The organism is Thalassoglobus sp. (assembly GCF_048270125.1).
In the GTDB taxonomy this organism is placed as follows: domain Bacteria; phylum Planctomycetota; class Planctomycetia; order Planctomycetales; family Planctomycetaceae; genus Thalassoglobus.
Window position 1 is genome coordinate 86,579 of sequence record NZ_JBLWTN010000007.1, and the last position, 16,780, is coordinate 103,358.

Here is a 16,780-nt window from a genome sequence, read left to right on the forward strand (position 1 = left end):
ATTACTTCTTATCCCACAGTTCGTTCAAAGCTTTAAGCGTTTTCTCGACGAGAACTTGTCCCCCTTCAGCTCCGACTAAGTTACTTTCGACGATGGCACTGTAGCCGCCACCTTTTGCGGCCCGTTCAGTTGGAACATAAGTCCCGGGACCAGCGAGTTGGATGATGAAGGTCTGTAAGGCTGGGCTGCGGCCTTTCATTTGAATACCGAAGTCAGTGAACAACTCAAAGTCGTTCGTGGCGATCGCAATGTCGCCCAATCGAATGGCGTGCAGTTCCATCTCATACGGGTTTAATTCTCCAGCTTGCTGTCTGTGAAAGCGATCAACGGCATTCTGATGCCAGCGTGTCCGTGTTTTATTATTGGGATCTTTTGACAGTTCAGCAACTTTCTTACTAATGTCGGTTGCTTCGGTTTCAGTCACCATTCGTTCTGGGAGTTCGATCATTTCGACCTTGTGAATCAATGGGACGTCGCTGTGTCGCTCTTTGCTTGCACCTTCGTAGGCTTCTTCCCAGGCAACGACGATGCGTCGTGACAGTTCCTGAAGTCGTGTCAGACCTCGCAATTTCCGCATTCGCTCTTCTGCTGGCTTGCTGTACATCAGATGCGGTGATTGATCTCCAGCGGCTCCAGTCCAGCCGAGAACGAGTAAGTCTTCGCCGTGCTTGGCGCGGAGAGTTTCACGAACTTCATGCCAGAAATCGGCGTTGACAGCTGAACCGCTTTCGACTTCCTGTGCAGGGCAGGCGACGTTGATTGCTGTGGCAATGAGCTTTTCGTTCTTGTCCCAGAAGTAAAGGACATTGATTTCGTGATCTTCGTAGCCTTCGATGGCACGGAAATTTTGACTGTTTGTCTTTCCGTACATCGCAGCTGTACCGTTGGAAAATTGAACTCGACGATTCTGTGCGACAACCGCATGCCCAAGTCCCCAGGCGACGCTGCCGGTATCTCGTGAATTCCACGCATTGGCTACAATTTCGGCAATTCGGTCGGCTAGAAAATCAACGTATTCATTTGGCTGCATCACCCCTTCAGATGGAAGCTGGTAAATGCCTTCACGCATCACTGGACCAGTATGCGTGTGAGTGGCATTCAAGACCAATTTTTTGATGTCAAATCCCGGGAGTTGGTCTTGAACTCGTTCGCGAACCACATCAATGATCCCGTCACGAATCGCCACCAAATCGCAGGACACCAGAATCGCTTGATCGATGACTTTGTCCCCCTCGCGCGACTCAATCGCCAAAGCGGTCGCGGTGCACTCATTAGCAGGCTTTTGTGAGATCCGCGTACGCATCTGACCGGAAAGGGCGACCGGTTGGTCCGGGGTGATACTGGTGGTGGCACCTCCAATGTACAGTTCGGCGGCGGCTAGTGGGGTTGTGAATGAAATCGCCAAGGCAGCAACACACATGGTCGCGAAGGAACGATGAAAGCATTGCAAAGATTGCAGCATTGAGTTTTCTCCGATTCAGGTAGGAAGTGTGTCAGAACAGTCAGCACACTTGCGAGAGGAAGGAAATTACTTTGCGGATGTTATGGGAATCACTGGCAGAATGATTCGGCTTGGGTGCGAGGCATCATGGAAAATTGTTTGAGTTGCCACTTCTGTTCGTCGATGTCGATTCAACGGTTCGCCCGTGTTTGGATTCACATCGAAGCGAGGAAAGTTGGAACTCGAAATATCGACCCGAATTCGATGGCCTTTCTTGAAGACATTCGAAGTCGGATAAAGCTTGATTGTAAATTCGTAAGTCTCGCCCGGATTCATCAAAACTTCTTTTTTGAGCGATTCCCGAAATCGTCCGCGCACAATTCCGTCACCAATATTTAAGTCAAAACCGGCTGGCCAGTCTTTCGATGGTGGATAGACATCGATCAACTTCGCAGTGAAGTCGGTATCAACTGCAGAACTGGAGGCGTAGAGTTTCACTTCGATTTCACCGGTCACTTCAAGGTCTTGTTCGAGTGGTTCCGATTGAAAAACGAGGACATCATTGCGAGCGGAGATTGGAATTGGCGATTTGAAATTCCAGACTTGTGGGCCACCCTTCTGATTACGTGCACCTTGCAACAGAATATCGTTGCCTGACGAAATATTTCCTCCGATGGTCGGGACTGGATTTTTCGGATCGAACTGGAATTGAGTGACTGCTTTTTCTTCTTCTGGTTTGGCAGTCGACAAGTTGCCGTCAGGTTGCAGATAGAAATCTGTGTACTCTGTTCGAGCTAATGGCCAGTCGTTTTCGCTTCGCCAATATCCGCCATGCTTCAACCGGCCTTTTTCATCTTTCGTGCCGTCTCCGGTTCCCATGACGAAAATTCGCACTGGCGTCTTGAATAGACCCGATTTGCCGACAGAGTTGTCGATCCCTTTCAACCAGCGGTCGTACCATTCCTTGCGCCAGGCCCATTGATCTGCAATGGCAGCATCTTTGCCGAATGTGACATCCCCATGAGCGTAAGCAGCCTGTTGACCATGAATCCACGGTCCCATGATCATGAAAACGGGCCCTTTGATGGTCTTGCTGAGTGCCATGAAGTTGGCAGTGTTATTTCCACCCCAAGAGTCGTACCAGCCTGAGACCAGATAAACAGGAATGTCTTTGTACTTCTCAGGATTTTCCACAATGTTCACCGCCGACCAGAACTCATCATCTGGACCGCTTTCCATTGCAGTCAGCAACCAGTCTTCATACTCGGGAGCGAGTCGCAATGGAGTTTGTCCGCGTCGTGTCGGAAAATTCTCAAGGTAGGCAAATCGTTGATCCGCCATCTCTTTCAGAACTTCAACAGTTCCCGGATCATGTGAGGCACGACTGCCGCGACCTGCATTCAGAAAGATCCAATTCCAAAATCGCAATTCGAAAGCTCCGGCATTGCGAAGACTTTGCCGCCCCATGTTTGACATGGCATCGACGGGGATGACTGTCGTCAATTCAGGAGCACCAGCGAGGGCCATCGAATGTTGCGTTCCCCCATAATAAGAAGTCCCAATCATCCCGATCTTGCCATTCGACCACGACTGCTTCCCGATCCAGGCTGCACAGTCGACACCGTCGGGACCGTCGTCGCTGAGCATGTGCCAGACTCCTTCAGACTTGTAACGACCGCGAGTGTCTTGCGCAACGAACACGTATCCATTCGTGGCAAAGTACTTGGCAGCTGTGACTTGTCCATTTTTATTGTAAGGAAGTCGACTCAAGATCACTGGGAGTGCTTCATCGACCGGTTTCCCGTCTTTCGCTGGCCGATAGACATCCGTCGCCAGCCGTATTCCATCCCGCATCGGGACCATGATATCTTTTTCAACAACGTAGTCGTCCGCATGCGAGTACGCCCCGCTCGTAAGACAAAGTGTGATCAGCAACACCCAGTGGTGCATCGTACGCATTCAAACTTCCTTCAATATTTTATTGTTCAACAATAGTGTGAACGATGGTAATAGAGTGCGAATGGCATGATTGCCACCGCATCGTCGTGGTGATCGAAACGTTCGACGAACAGTGTCAAAGCACTTTCACTGTTCAGCTTTGTCGCCCATGAATCAGAAAACAAGTCTTAAAGAAATTTTCATTACAATGAGAGATCGTCAATTGATTCACTGGCTAATCGGGATGACGGGAAGCGTGAGATGTGATGGCCGTTTTGCATCATGAAAAATTGTTTGCTTTGCTGATTGAAAAGTGGTGACCTTTCCGATGTTGTCCATTTTTGAATTTGGATTTCTTAAATAGTACGGATAGTAGCTACTGGAAATTTCAACTCGAATGCGATTCCCACGAGCGAACACGTTTCCGGTTGGACGCCAGAATTCAAGCTGATATTCATACGCTTCGTTGGGATTGATTTCACTCAGCTTGTAAGGATTAAAGGCTCCCTGATTTTCAGGATCTCGATGCCGAGCTCGCATGACTCCCTCAGCCAGAAACATCGCGCTGCCATCTGGTTTGACATCGGAAAGGCGAATCATCCAATCGGTATCGTGAGCACTTGTGGCGGCAAAAATTGTGGCAGAGATCGGTCCGATGAGTTCGACATCTTCCGTGAGAACTGGAGTGTCGTACACCAACACATCCTGTCGCGTTGCGGACTGACTGATGTCACGAGGGCCATCAATGTGACCGTTGGTGAAGCCCGCTGAGGGTGTTGGATCGCGAGGATCGTAGACGTAAAGGTCCGGCGATTCGTCACCTGGCGGCAGCGTCGTGAGACTGCCGTCTCCGTCTGAAGAATTCGCCATTCCGGAACTGTGCAAGTAATATTTCGTAAATTGCGTCTCCGGTAACGGCCAGTCCTGTGCCGTTCGCCACTGGTTTCTTCCCATCACAAAGATATGCACAGGAGGGTCTTTCAACACTCCATTATCAACGCCTTTGAGATGATGGTCGAACCATCGCAGGATGTAACCATCCCAGTCAATGATTGCCTGCTCGCCAAAATCGACACCCGCCGCGACCTGCCTACGATTGATAATATGTTCCCAGGGACCGATGACCATTCGGGGTTGGCGTGCTGCTTCAGTCCCCCCATGTTTTTTCATTGCCAGATAGTTCATAGGTGTGCCGGGAAAGTTCGCGTCAAACCATCCGGAAATCGCCAATGACGGAACCTTCACCTTCGCGTAACTTTCAGGTGTCTGATATGAAATCGCCTTCCAGTATTCACCACTCGCAGTGTTTTGCTGAATCCACTTCCGCCACCATGTATTCGGTTTGTAATTTCGAGTTTTGTCGAAGTCGATATAAGGAAGTTGGTCATAGGTTTTTTCGCGATCAACGGCGAATCCACCGTAAGCACCTGGACCAGCACTATGTGGATTTCGGTCAGATGTGGAGCCTGCCCAATCCATCATCCAGCAGACGAAGATTCCGTTTTGATACGGGCAGTTATAAAACTGATCCGGTGGAGCGACTTCGGGGACGATGGCTTTTAATGCAGGGGGCGATTGAGACGCCGTCCACCATTGGGTCCAACCCATATATGACAAACCATAGGTGCCAACGTTCCCGTTACACCAACTTTGCTCCGCGATCCATTGGACTAAATCGTAGCCATCGGTCTTGTGCTTCGCCGAAAATGGATCCCACTCCCCGCCCGACTCGAACCGTCCGCGAGAATCGACATTGATAACCACATAGCCACGCGAGGCAAAATTCCTTGCGCGAGCCGCTTGTCCATTTTTGTTGTACGGTGTCTGTTGAAGAATCGCTGGAAAGCGTCCTTCTGCTTTGGGGCGAAAGATATCAATCTTCAGTTTGACACCATCACGCATCGGCGCTTCGCTGTTCAGTTCCTCAAGGACCTGATGCTTCACTTTAGAATAGTCACCAGCTTGTGGTGCCTGAGCCTCAGCGACAACGGAAAACTCCGCCACGAAAGCAGTCGCAATACAACAGGCCAAGGCAAAGCGAAGGAGAGTCAAATTCATTTGAAGGTCTCAAGGCTGTTGGATGTTAGTGTCACGTGAGCAGTGAAGAGTGAAAAAAATCTTCACCTGGTATTCAGTAAGTCCTGTGAACTCTTTGCAGGTTATCTATCCCTATCCGAGATCGCTAGAGTTCAAGATCAGCCTCGATAAAAATCGAAAGAAGAAAAACTTCTTCACTGGTCTTTGGATACGGATTATTTCCAAAGAGATTTTCTCGGAGGGAACGCCTTTTCAATTTCATCACGACTTGAGAATCCTTGCTGACTTGCTTGTCACCTGGACTATGGCAAGAATAATTGAGGCCTCTAATGCATGATGAGAACTTCCTCTGAATCGCAATGATGAGGCTGCCTCACCGCACATTCCCACAGACTTGTCCGCACACCTGAAATGGACGACATCACATCTCGTGATGACGCCCTGCCCTCCAGCCTTTCATGAGCAGAGAGTTGCTGCTCCCCGATTCGGTTCATCAAAACCCCAGTGAGAAAGTCAGATATGCCCAAGCTCATTTACTTCGCTCTCGCAGTCTTCTGGTTATCAAACTTTTCATTATTCGGAGCAGAGAAGAAAGAGCCCGCCCCTTCTGAAACTCCGTTGCGAGCTGGAGCAGCAGCTGTCGACATCACACCAACAGAGTTCCCTCTGAACATGCCTGGTGGATTCAATGCAAACATGGCCACAAGTGCGCATGACCCTCTCTTCGCCCGGGCAATGGTTCTCGACAATGGTGTCACCATGCTGGCAATGGTCGTTGTCGACAGCCTGGGAGTCTCTCCGGAAATTTTGGAAGAAGCCAAAGCCATCGCGTCGAAGAAAACAGGCATTGAAATTGATCACATGCTGATCAGTTCAACGCATACACATAGCGGCCCCCCTTACAGTACGAGAAGTGAAGACGGCCCGGCTGTTGCGTATCGAAAGGTTCTGACTGAGGGAATGGCGGAATCGATTATTCAAGCTCACGCGTCTCTGCAACCAGCATCTGTAGGTGCTGCCTCTCATCCTTTGCCTGATGAAGTCTTCAATCGTCGCTGGTTTCTGAAAGCGGGCAAGATGCCTCTAAATCCGTTTGGCAAGATGGACATCGTCAAAATGAACCCGTCTCGCAGCCCTGATGTCCTGGATCGTCCCGCCGGACCAACTGATCCCGACATTACGATCATCTCTGTGCAGGACGCGCGGCGCAGACAACTCACACTCTTTGCAAATTATTCTTTGCATTATGTGGGAGCGACTCCCAGAGGTCAGCTCTCGGCAGATTATTTTGGAGAATTTGCCCGCCTGATGCCCTCTCGATTGCGTGGAACTAATGAGTTCGTGGCGATGATGTCGAACGGAACATCCGGCGACATCAATAACATTCCGTTTAATGTCACACGTCCTCCTCGCGAGCCTTTCGAGCAAATTCGTATCGTGGCTTCTAAAGCTGCGGACACTGCCTGGTTTGCCTATCGGAAAATCGATGAACACAAAAACAATATCCCTTTACAGATGCTTGAAAGAAAAGTGGAACTGAAATATCGGCGTCCCTCTGCTGAAGAAGTCGATGCAGCCCGTAAAGTTCTGGCTGTCAAAGACAAAGCTGAGATCGACAGTCTGCCGCGACTCGCCCAAAACTACGCCCGCCGGGTCGTTCAATTTGCAGAACGAGAAGAGGAGACCCTTACTGTAAAAATTCAGGCGATCCGCATCGGCGATCTTGTCGTCTGTGGGATTCCGTTTGAAACATTCGTCGAAACGGGACTTGAACTCAAGGACAGAAGCCCGTTTCCTCAAACGATGGTCATCGGTCTTGCCAATGGGCGACACGGATATCTCCCCACTCCTGAACAGCACCGACTCGGTGGCTACGAAACATGGCTGGGAACAAATCAAGTACAGAAGGACGCTTCAGTGATTCTCGTCAACAATCTTCTCGAAATGATGAATGAGCTGAAAGGCGAATCAGCTGTGAAGTGATTCTAGAGCAAACTGCACTAGAGCATCTTTCGAATTGGTTTGCAGGATCTGCCTCGTGGCGAACAGCATTTTTACTAGAAGCGGTCCGGAAACAGCTGGAATAGCCGCTTTCCTCAACGTTTGAGAGAGCAATTTCTCGTTTCAGGACCAGTTCTAGAGAAATGCGTCCTTCACAGGCAAACGGTAGAGCAAACTGCTCTAGTCTTTGATCAGTCTTACAAGAATAGGGACCTCAATGTCGCTTCCTTCTGGTTTGAAGGTCCCTTGCCACAGCTTTGAGGGTGCTTTAACAATCAGCACAAACTCATACTTACCATTGAACTGAATTGTTTTTGGACTCTTAAGACCATCGACCACCATTTTTGTGTTCTCTTCGTCTCCGCTCCAGGTCCCTACGACCTTTGGCAAGCCACTACGAGGAGTGTTCCAAACTTTTTTGTCAGGAGTTGCACGAAATGTTGGCCCCGGTTTAACTTTTCCACTCTTTTCTTTGATCCCCAATTGCCAGATGACACCGACAATATCATCATCGGCCTGCACGAGTTGTGGCGAAGAGCAACAACACATGATGATGATGCCAAGGTGAAATAATCTATTAAAAACCAGCATGCAGTTGCCCTTGTTTAATGGTTTGCCCACGCGACGAAGTTCGAATCAACACCGGTTGATGCCTGTGCGAAGAATCTATAATCGATGATCATTATATGCAACTGAATTTCCGGATAAATCGCCGGCGCAGCAGTGCACACCTACTCCTATAATCCGCGACATGCTGCAAGCAAAAGATGCTTCACTATTAGAGTATCTTTCGAATTGGTATGCAGGCTCTGACTCATGGCGAGCAGCATTTTTACTGTCGAAACACTTTCTTCGCGGGCACACGGTAAAGCAAACTGCTCTACCGTGGAGCAACTTTAGGCAGCAAGGTCAGTTCCCAGTCTAACAGTTGGTCACGGGCTTAAAGATTGAGTTCTGATTGAATTCATGGTCGTACGTTGACGATTTTGAATTTGAACGACACGCCATTCAATGAACGAAGCGAGAACGTCCCTCCTGCCTTGTGCAACAGGCGACATAAAGGCCAAAGGCGAACGAAAAGCTCGTTCTCTCAGCTGAAAAGAGCCTCGTCAACCTGGCAAACATGGGGCACGTACGATGAGGCAAAACGTCAGCTTCTATCGGTGAGGCAAAACGTCAGCTTCTATTACTTCTTCGGAGGAGTTCGGCTGGTCACGGGGACGAACTTCTGGGCACGCTCGCTGTAGATTTCACCAACGAATAAATTGCCTTTCGAGTCGGCAGCGATGCAGTGAACGCCGACGGCCTCACCCGGTTTGAGTCGAGAAGTGTCCGGATTGTTTTTGTCGTCTCCAATGTCCCCAAGGGGAATTTGCCAAACCTGCAGGACTCGCCCATCAGTCGAAAACTTCATGAAGACCTGATCCTTGAACTCCGGGTACTTGCCATCGCGAAGCCACCAGTGTGGTGAAGAACCGCACACCCAAAGCTCATCATTCTTCGTGATTGAAAGCCCCCACGGCATAATGACGTTGCCCCATGAGTCAAGATATTTTCCCGACTGATCAAAGACCTGAATTCGCCCACTGTTCCGGTCCGCGACATAGAGCTTCCCTTTGGAATCGACAACGATGGAATGAGGCAAGATAAATTTACCCGGTGCAGAGCCATACTCTCCCCAGGTTTTGACGAATTTCCCATCGCTATCAAAGTGCATGATTCGCCGATTGTTTCCGTAACCATCGGTAACAAAGACATCTCCTGCAGGCGTGATCGCCATGTCGGTCGGCCGGTCGAAATGATCGTTGTCATCACCACGCTCATCGAGAACACCTAATGTCTGAAGCGGCTTCCCCTCAACAGTAAACTTCTGCACCACATGACGCCCGAAATCTGCAAGCCAGATACTTCCATCCGGCCCGATACGAAGATGATGAGGATTGACGAAGTTATGTTCATTCCCCCAGCTGCGGACAAATTTTCCGTCGCTGGTATAAACCTGTACCGGGTCCGGCCCTTTGCGAAAGAACCAGACCTGATCCTTGTCGTCAATCGAAAGTCCGGAGACCCACCCAGCAGCAGCAATTTCGTCTGGTCGCACAGGCCAGTTCGGATCGACGTCGTACTCAGTAATCACCGGTTCCTTCGCGAATCCGGGGTTCTGCGCATGGAGCGGACTTGTCGATGAAAGAGAAATTCCAAAAGCAATTGCGATCAGCAACGACCAGAAAATACGAGCTTGTGAAATCATAAGAATAATTCTCCCGGCTATCTATTGGCTGTCTATCTATTAGTCGTTGAACTGTGAGCAGCTCAGCATTTCATCAGTATCAATTTCGCTGATCGTCTATTGCAGGCAGCTGACTCACCGACGAGCTTCTGCAACTTCACTCGATCTGTTCCGAACTGAAAGATGTTATTGGCTATCGCGCACCCGCCGTTTGAGATCGCCCGTCATAAAAGTGAGCCATTCACCATCTTCATTTTTCATCTCAGATGTTGCGATAATGTGATCTTTCGATTTGAACTCGTAGCTGTCACGGTAGGTTGCCGTTGTCCCCGGCTTGAGCATGTTTGGCCCTTCGGCAAGCAGCGAAAGTTTCTTACCTGAATCGTCAAGAGTTCCCTCATATTTCCACATATGATTCATCATCGAATCAATCCAGGTTCCAACGTATTTCTTCTTTTCCTCATCATAGCCAATCGTCTGAATCCCTATGAACTGGACGTCGCCGGTGTCGGCAGTCATTTCATTGAGGACCCAAAAGCCACCTACCATTCGAGATTCGAACTTTCCTGAAAACTGCATCGCTGGATGATCTGCAGTCGCGACACTCTTCGACGTCGAGTCCCACTCCCCAGCAAATTGCTGGAGCCACACATGCTCTTTCTTTGGCATAGGAAATTGCGTCTCTTGCGCAGCGAGGTCTATCGCTGACACAGACACAATCAACGCAAAATGAATGGCTAATCTCTTCAAAATCATTGCTCGAAACTCCATCATTGTGAAAATTTCGTGTCCCGGTGATCGCGTGAGAATCGACGAAGTGCCAGCGGGAGACATCGACGTTCTCTTATCTTACTGGTCTTCTTCCCCATTGTGCGAGTCAGTTTCTCCGTTTCGCCGGTGTCGCCAGATAACAGGCGAGAATGCAACGCAAATGGCCCTCGATCTGCGCTGTTTCGATCTGCGCTGTTTCGATCTGCGCTGTTTCGGTCACTCTCCCCTGCTCTGGTTTACTTGGACAGACTGTGGCACCTCACTTTGTCGCCCTGAAATCAATTCATCGCCAGCACCTCTATAACGTGCCGTCGAGACCTCTCTGGTAGTATTTGTGAGTGATCTCGTCCTGGTGTTCCAAAAGCCAATCGATTGTCGGCTCGTTGTTCATCGCTTTATGGATCGCCTGAGCAGTCGCTTTGCGGTGAATATCAAACAGTGCCTTGTGATCCAGATCAGGATCGGTGGCGGCGCCGGGGTTGAGCCAGACGGAGCAGACGATCCCGAGATCATTCGCTTTTTCTTTCGGAATATCTCCAGCTCGAACGGCATCGAGAACACCATTCGCAATTGCAGCCTGGACGGTTCCCATCAGAATGTTGGTGTAAGAACTACTTTTGACAGTCACCTTGCTGACCATCAGTGTGACCGGTCGCACTTGAATGTCGGTGTCAAGAATCGCAAAAACCTTAGAGTGCCCTGCCGACTGACTACCCGTTAACGTGGCGATGGCTGTCCCGACAGGTCCGTCCAGTTCACCAATCACAACTTCTGGCTCAGCTGCGGTAAAAGGAGGTCCGCCAGCGATAAGGCATTCCCCTGTTCGCATGACAATTCGTTCACTCATAATCGATTCCTTTTGATATCGTTAATGTTCAGTTGATGTTTAATTGCATTTTCGAATTGGTGTTCGCGTTCCGCCTCGTGGCGAGCAATTTATGCAGTCATGAAAGTCACCTTCACGGAGACACACGGCCACGACAAGCATGAGAACTGTTCCAGAGAAACTGAGCTCCAGAACGCTGAACACAAATCTCACCTTACAATGCCTGACATCTGAAGCAAGTGACTCGTTGATCAGCCGGGTTTTCCTTGAGAATACGCTCTTGAACAGGATTCGTGTCGGAGAAATTTCGATCTGAATGAAAAACAGACGCTGGGATTTTGCGATTCCGGACGAATCGAGTAGACTCCTCTCCGAGCAGAGCCCAATCAGAGGATTTTCTTCCACCAAAATCCACCCAGCCCTCGTAGCTCAGCAGGATAGAGCGTTGGTTTCCTAAACCAAAGGTCGTGGGTTCGAATCCCGCCGGGGGTATTTATCATTCCGCACCAAGTCGTGCGGAATCGTGGAGGAGACTGGGAGTTTCTCGCGGTCGGATTGCAGGTGATCGACGGCTGAGCGTGTGTGAACCTCTCGGTTCTCAAGTTCTGCAATGTGAAGTGACCGATTGAGCTGAATGAATAGTTGAGACGATGCCTGACCAAAGTCGAAATGTTGCACCGGGGCCACAAGAGTGGACTGTGAGGACTCAGGATGGGCTGGTGTTGACGGTTCCCGATGATTGGGATTTGTTGCCACCGGGAGATGCGGGATTAACGCGGCGAGTGAAAGCTTTTGGACCGACTTGGACGGTCAAGGAGAAAAAAGGCCGACGGACTTTTTCACTTGGTGTGTGGGCTGACGCAAAGAGTATCGAGGCCATCAAACACGATCTTGAAGCAGAACGCTCAACCGACGCCTATGCGAAGCGGCAGCAAGCGAGTGCGAAGCGACGAGAAAAGAATCAGGCGAAGTACGTCGAAGACTTTGCCGGGGCGGTCTCAAGTTTTTTGAACTTCAACGCCCGTTACGAAAAAATTGCATCTCAACTTGCTGAAGCAGTCACGCTCCACGCGACGCCCGTCGGTTCAGGAACTGTTGCACGAACTCAGCGAATCCCGATCGAGAAGAGAGCGGAGTCGGCCGTGATTGCCTGGCTGCGACATCAAACGACTGCCTATGACGAGATGAAGATTGCCCGCATCAAAGGGAAAAGGCGCGAGACTCGACGCATGCTCGCTGAACAGTCGCGAACCCTGCTTCAAAAATACCGCCGGGGCGAAGATGTCGACACTCAAACCTGCCCACTGATCCAGGCACTGAAACGACTGGAAAACGAATCGTAACCCGTGAAACCCCCCGCCTTTTTCTATCTCGAACAACGGTGGCTGAGGACAGATTGCTAGAGCAGTTTGCTCTACCGTGTGCCGGTGAAGAACGCATTTCGCTAGTAAAATACTGTTCGCCACGAGACAGAATCTGCAAACCAATTCGATGGATGCTTTAGAAGTTGTCGATGACTGTGCAATCAATTGAACACAGTGCCATTAACTGAACGTTGACAGGGAATGGTAGAACATCTTGTGCTTCCAGCACCCAACCGATCCGGTCAGGCCACCCCGCCGTGCTCGCCACGCCCATCCTTTCGCTTCGCTACAGTCTGGGCGTGCCACACAATCCAACCGAACAAATCGATTGGCCACTCAGCCGATCACAATTCGTTTGGCTTGATCGTGTTGCAAGTGCTGCCGTCGTTTGTCACGCTAAAAAGCGACAAAGTGGATAAATTTTTTGTTATCGTAAACTCTTCGCTTGACCATTTCAGCGAGCCTTCGTTTTGATTGAATTCCGACTTCAAAGGAAAGCTCATGATGACTTCACCTTGTCGCTAAAGCGACCCAACCGAACAAGTCGGTCGGGCCACCCCGCGGAGTGTTGCAATTACGGAAATCACTGGTCATCACAAGTCCCAGATGCTAGGACGATTCTGAGAATCAAATTCTGTGGCATGTTCTAGTGCAAGAAATGCTTCACTAAGTGTCAGGTCAGCGGCAGATCGCTTTTTATACTTATCACCGTAGATTGCTTGAAATATCAAATCCAATGCTGCAATTAGGTTTTCGGTGCGAGTTGGTGGCGTCGGTTGTGACTCCAAGACTTGCAATACACGCAACATAGTTTCCAGTTGCTCCTCAGAATTCATCTTGGAGTACTCAGATTCCGAGATACCACACGACGCCATCAGTTGGTCAGGCGCTTTTGGCTTTCCGTGAATGTCCCCTAGTACGGTGACAACCATTGACTCAATTTTATTGAGAAGTTGAAGGTCTGGTGGAATTCTCACTGTAGGTCTCCGAAAGTTGGCACAACAAATTGAACGCATCCACTCTAATAATGGTTGCACGTCTAACATTGTACGTGTTCGTTTGTTCAGTTCAATGGTGTGTGCAAATTTACTTCCGTCACCCTATGACATCTCCGACACAACGTCTTCAGATTGGCCAATTGGAGAGCCAAATGAGTGAAGTAAGTCAGGCTCTTTTCGCCTGGCGAACGTAAAGGTTGGTGAGAACCACTGTGATTGTCGTTCAGAGTGGAGAGAGACGTTGATGATTGGTTTGACGCGAGGACTGTCGTGCTTTGTTGTCGTTCGATGTGGTCGGATCTACGGTTACTCTAATGCCATGAAGGGGGGCGAATATTCAATTCGTCCTTCGATGCCATTTAACGATTCTTCTGACAAGTCCATCGCCATCCACGCTTCACCGCTGCCGAATGGTGATTCGAGTTTTTGTGCCAGTGCTGCTGAAAATCCAAATCTTGGATAGAACTCTGGATGGCCCAGCACCACGACGATTCTCTGGCCCTGTTCCCGGCACGCTGCCAATCCTGACTCCACAAGCATCGTTCCGAGACCTTGCCGCTGGTGACTTGGCATCACAGCCATCGGTGCCAGTGACAGCGCATCGATTGTCTCACTCTTTGTCTCGATTGTTATTCGACTGAAGAGAATGTGCCCAACGACCTTGCCACCAACCTCCGCAACAATTGAAACATCAACGAAGCCACCATCTCGCAGGGCATTCACGAGGTTTGCCTCCGCATCGCCTTCGAATGCCGCTTGATTCACGCGCCAAATCGACTGCCAGTCTTTGATGCTTTCAGGACGAATTGTGACGTTCATCTTCGTGATTCGTACAGGTCTTGTCAGAGCCAGTTAATGTCTCAGCCTCAACTTCTCTGATTTCTTACGCTTGCCACATGAGCATTTCGAAGTCTTCACTTGGGATCGTCAGGTCGATGGTCCCTTCGCTGGGGGAGCGTTCGACGGCTTCTCCGTCGCGAATGAGTTCTACTGCCAAGTGCAGTCGTTGATTCTCTTCAGCACCGAGTTCTTCGTAAGGAATTGCCACTTCCAACAATTGATCGATGGCAGCGACCGACTTGGTGTCAGGGCGTTCTTCCCCGTTGATGACGAGTTTGGGGGTCTGCGGATTTTTGCAATCGATACGGAGTTCGGCACCGAAGGGTTCCACGAAGCGAATGCGGATTTCGTCGAAGTCTCCTAGTTCTGTTTTTGCGGAAGTCTGTGTATCGCAGCGGAGGAGTAGTCGCTCTTCGTCAAAACCGAAGTACATGTTCGTGATCACACTTTCGGTCACCATTGTCATCGTGCCACGTTCGCTGCCGCTTTCGTAATGTCCGGCGTGTCGCCATTCGAAGAACGAGACCCGACCGTTCACTTTGACATTCAAAAGAGATTGCGGTTGTGTGTGGAGATGTCGACGTTCGAAGTGTGCGACCGGCTCAAAGAGAACTGAAGGAGGGAGTTCTCCCAAGAGGGTGTAAACGTTTCGCAAGTGCCGACGGAACAGGTCGTCGAACAGATCGTCCTGACCGGAGTTGTGGTCGTCACCGTACCACCAGTACCAGTCACTTCCTTCAGCGATGAACAATTCTTTCCAGGCTTGCTCCAACGTTTCGGCGGAAGCGGTTCCGGACTCTTCTGCCTTGGTCAGAAATTCTCGGGTAATGTGAACCAGGTCCCAGGCATCCCGATCTTCCTGATGTCCGATCCAGATGTAGAAATCGTGATTGATCCAACTCCCTGCAAAGAGCTTTGGGATTTTGCTTGTCGGTGGATGCTTGGCAAGATGTTCGCTGACGGTGAGCGTCGAAATTCCGGGATCTTTGACAGCTTGCTGATACAGATTTCGCAAGAATCCGATGCCTCCATCGGCATAGTATTCCCAGCAGTTTTCGCCATCGAGAATAATCGGTACAAACGGAGTTTGTGTGGCATCGTGCTCTGCGACTGCCCTGCCGATTCCTTTGACTTTCGCCAACAGATCCTCAGCTGCCCAACGAGGTTCGTTGCGTTGATAATGGAAGCCGATCAAGTCGCTGAGACCGTGGTCTCGGAAAATGATGTCTAACGGCTTTTGATCTGTTCCGGTGCGCCAGGGGCGATAAAGCATTTCTGGTCGGTTGAGGTTTCCATGGTCGTCACGTGAGACGATTTGATCCATGGAATGCCCCAGAATCTCTTCATCCGTGGCAAGCCATTTGAAGCCGTTATCGGCGACTGTTTCCAAGATTGCATTCGAGACTGAACCTTCAGAAGGCCAGAGTCCACGAGGTGCTTCACCGAAGAGCTTCGTGTGATATTCCACAGCCATTGCGAGATGCTTTTGCGCGTCTTCGCTGTAGCTTTCAACGTACTTTGGCATGGGGCAGCCGGGCATCGCTTCCCAAGCTGACTTTTTATCCCAGAGGAGTGGCAAAATTGGATGGTAGAATGGCGTTGTCGTCAGCTCGACTTGACCACCTTCCATGAGTTTCCGATGTAGCGGAATGACTCGCCCAACAATTTCACGTTGTTTGTCGAGTAACCAGGTCTTTTCTGCTTCTGTCCAGCCGGCTCCTTTCTTTCGGAATTCACGGAGTTCGGCATCTTTTTCGAAGAGAAGTTCATGGAACCAGGCCAGGTTGTGCCAGACCTGCAAGTCCCTCAGTTCCTGATTGGTGAAGCGGGAGTGTGCGTCTTGTACGGAATCTCTCCCGATCCCTCTTTTCTGATGCAGTTCGCTGTACCGTTTGTGAGGGCGAATCATACTCTGCTCGTTCGCCATGAAAAAATTATCGAACAGATAGTATGTATCTTCGAGCGATAACGAGTCTGCCGGGATTCTTGACACATCTAGATGCCGGTCGCTTCCCCCATTCACGTAACGTTCAATTTGAACTAACAGACTCGGGACAAGATTGATCGTGCAATGAAACTCCGGAACCTCTTGAATATGCAAGGCCATGCCGATGTAATCTTTTGTGGCATGCAGTCGGACCCAGGGCATGAGTGTTTCGTTGGCAATGTCGTCCGGGTAATACGGCTGATGTTGATGCCAGAACAGTGCAAGAGAGACCGGTTTCATGAGTATTGACTCGGTGATTGTTCAATCACGTGCTGTGCTCCACAGAACGCAAAACAGAGCGCAAAGACGTGGAGCAGTGGTAATTAACGAGTTGCGTTGCCTGGGTC

11 protein-coding genes and 1 tRNA gene are annotated in these 16,780 nt (G+C 50.0%); 3 read left to right on the plus strand and 9 right to left on the minus strand.

Annotated features, from left to right (window positions below):
• Position 1: 1 nt before the first annotated feature.
• The 3 genes from ACN0YR_RS10645 to ACN0YR_RS10655 all read right to left on the minus strand — a co-directional run bounded on the left by ACN0YR_RS10645 (position 2) and on the right by ACN0YR_RS10655 (position 5,437).
• Positions 2–1,462 (minus strand): hypothetical protein, encoded by a 1,461-nt coding sequence (locus ACN0YR_RS10645; RefSeq protein WP_417849197.1) that lies wholly within the window; start codon positions 1,460–1,462, stop codon positions 2–4.
• A 66-nt stretch (positions 1,463–1,528) separates the two neighbouring features.
• Positions 1,529–3,400, minus strand: coding sequence for a CocE/NonD family hydrolase (locus tag ACN0YR_RS10650; protein WP_417849198.1), 1,872 nt, complete (start codon positions 3,398–3,400; stop codon positions 1,529–1,531).
• Positions 3,401–3,607: 207 nt separating this feature from the next.
• Positions 3,608–5,437, minus strand: a complete 1,830-nt coding sequence (locus ACN0YR_RS10655; RefSeq protein WP_417849199.1) for a CocE/NonD family hydrolase — start codon at positions 5,435–5,437, stop codon at positions 3,608–3,610.
• 498 nt (positions 5,438–5,935) lie between these two features.
• Between ACN0YR_RS10655 and ACN0YR_RS10660 the strand changes: the two genes are divergently transcribed.
• On the plus strand, positions 5,936–7,399 hold the full coding sequence (locus ACN0YR_RS10660; protein WP_417849200.1) for a neutral/alkaline non-lysosomal ceramidase N-terminal domain-containing protein: 1,464 nt from the start codon (positions 5,936–5,938) through the stop codon (positions 7,397–7,399).
• 198 nt (positions 7,400–7,597) lie between these two features.
• Here the strand turns inward: ACN0YR_RS10660 and ACN0YR_RS10665 are convergent, their stop codons facing one another.
• The 4 genes from ACN0YR_RS10665 to fae all read right to left on the minus strand — a co-directional run bounded on the left by ACN0YR_RS10665 (position 7,598) and on the right by fae (position 11,265).
• A complete protein-coding gene (locus tag ACN0YR_RS10665; RefSeq protein ID WP_417849201.1) occupies positions 7,598–8,008 on the minus strand; it encodes a hypothetical protein in 411 nt (136 codons plus the stop codon).
• A gap of 595 nt (positions 8,009–8,603) precedes the next feature.
• Positions 8,604–9,668, minus strand: coding sequence for a peptidyl-alpha-hydroxyglycine alpha-amidating lyase family protein (locus ACN0YR_RS10670; protein WP_417849202.1), 1,065 nt, complete (start codon positions 9,666–9,668; stop codon positions 8,604–8,606).
• 165 nt (positions 9,669–9,833) lie between these two features.
• The gene (locus ACN0YR_RS10675) at positions 9,834–10,481 is read right to left on the minus strand and encodes a DUF1579 domain-containing protein (protein WP_417849203.1); all 648 of its coding nucleotides are present in this window, start codon (positions 10,479–10,481) and stop codon (positions 9,834–9,836) included.
• Positions 10,482–10,716: 235 nt separating this feature from the next.
• Positions 10,717–11,265: a formaldehyde-activating enzyme gene (gene fae / locus ACN0YR_RS10680; RefSeq protein ID WP_417849204.1), complete on the minus strand. Its 549-nt coding sequence runs from the start codon at positions 11,263–11,265 to the stop codon at positions 10,717–10,719.
• A 397-nt stretch (positions 11,266–11,662) separates the two neighbouring features.
• Here fae and ACN0YR_RS10685 point away from each other — a divergent pair.
• Both ACN0YR_RS10685 and ACN0YR_RS10690 read left to right on the plus strand, forming a co-directional pair.
• A tRNA-Arg gene (locus tag ACN0YR_RS10685) sits at positions 11,663–11,736 on the plus strand.
• A gap of 158 nt (positions 11,737–11,894) precedes the next feature.
• A complete protein-coding gene (locus tag ACN0YR_RS10690; protein ID WP_417849205.1) occupies positions 11,895–12,587 on the plus strand; it encodes a DUF2293 domain-containing protein in 693 nt (230 codons plus the stop codon).
• Between the two features lie 1,325 nt (positions 12,588–13,912).
• Here ACN0YR_RS10690 and ACN0YR_RS10695 read toward each other — a convergent pair.
• Both ACN0YR_RS10695 and ACN0YR_RS10700 read right to left on the minus strand, forming a co-directional pair.
• The gene (locus ACN0YR_RS10695) at positions 13,913–14,425 is read right to left on the minus strand and encodes a GNAT family N-acetyltransferase (protein ID WP_417849206.1); all 513 of its coding nucleotides are present in this window, start codon (positions 14,423–14,425) and stop codon (positions 13,913–13,915) included.
• Positions 14,426–14,489: 64 nt separating this feature from the next.
• The gene (locus tag ACN0YR_RS10700; RefSeq protein ID WP_417849207.1) at positions 14,490–16,673 is read right to left on the minus strand and encodes an alpha-amylase/alpha-mannosidase; all 2,184 of its coding nucleotides are present in this window, start codon (positions 16,671–16,673) and stop codon (positions 14,490–14,492) included.
• Positions 16,674–16,780 lie beyond the last annotated feature (107 nt).

Bases quoted from the DNA above. Each gene is read 5' to 3' on its own strand.
- ACN0YR_RS10645 (WP_417849197.1), bottom strand. From the start codon at position 1,462: ATGCTGCAATCTTTGCAATGCTTTCATCGTTCCTTCGCGACCATGTGT.
- ACN0YR_RS10650 (WP_417849198.1), bottom strand. From the start codon at position 3,400: ATGCGTACGATGCACCACTGGGTGTTGCTGATCACACTTTGTCTTACG.
- ACN0YR_RS10655 (WP_417849199.1), bottom strand. From the start codon at position 5,437: ATGAATTTGACTCTCCTTCGCTTTGCCTTGGCCTGTTGTATTGCGACT.
- ACN0YR_RS10660 (WP_417849200.1), top strand. From the start codon at position 5,936: ATGCCCAAGCTCATTTACTTCGCTCTCGCAGTCTTCTGGTTATCAAAC.
- ACN0YR_RS10665 (WP_417849201.1), bottom strand. From the start codon at position 8,008: ATGCTGGTTTTTAATAGATTATTTCACCTTGGCATCATCATCATGTGT.
- ACN0YR_RS10670 (WP_417849202.1), bottom strand. From the start codon at position 9,668: ATGATTTCACAAGCTCGTATTTTCTGGTCGTTGCTGATCGCAATTGCT.
- ACN0YR_RS10675 (WP_417849203.1), bottom strand. From the start codon at position 10,481: ATGTCTCCCGCTGGCACTTCGTCGATTCTCACGCGATCACCGGGACAC.
- fae (WP_417849204.1), bottom strand. From the start codon at position 11,265: ATGAGTGAACGAATTGTCATGCGAACAGGGGAATGCCTTATCGCTGGC.
- ACN0YR_RS10690 (WP_417849205.1), top strand. From the start codon at position 11,895: ATGCCTGACCAAAGTCGAAATGTTGCACCGGGGCCACAAGAGTGGACT.
- ACN0YR_RS10695 (WP_417849206.1), bottom strand. From the start codon at position 14,425: ATGAACGTCACAATTCGTCCTGAAAGCATCAAAGACTGGCAGTCGATT.
- ACN0YR_RS10700 (WP_417849207.1), bottom strand. From the start codon at position 16,673: ATGAAACCGGTCTCTCTTGCACTGTTCTGGCATCAACATCAGCCGTAT.